Origin of the sequence: Cellulomonas sp. GbtcB1 (assembly GCF_019091725.1) — a bacterium.
GTDB lineage: Bacteria > Actinomycetota > Actinomycetes > Actinomycetales > Cellulomonadaceae > Cellulomonas.
The window spans coordinates 1-240 of the sequence record NZ_JAGXJG010000498.1 but is presented as its reverse complement, the minus strand read 5'-3'; the positions used below and the strand labels follow the sequence as shown (position 1 = coordinate 240).

Annotated in this window: 1 pseudogene; it reads left to right on the top strand. The window is 77.1% G+C overall.

The annotated features are described in order from the left end of the window. A pseudogene (locus tag KVT14_RS21155) lies at positions 1-240 on the top strand (3-oxoacyl-ACP reductase); the annotation flags it as partial.

Genomic DNA, 240 nt, shown 5'->3' with positions numbered 1-240 from the left:
GCGCCCCGGCGGGCACGTCGAGGTCGCCGTCGTGGACGCGGCGGACCCCGAGGCCGTGGACGCGCACGTCGACGCCGTGGTCGCCGAGCACGGCAGGCTGGACGACAGCCTGAACGCGACCAGCCTGCGCGGCGACCTCCAGGGGACGCCGCTGCGCGAGATGCCGGGCGACGACTTCCTGCTGCCCGCGATGACGGGCCTGCGCTCGCAGTTCTGCACCGCCTCCGCAGCGGCGCGCCG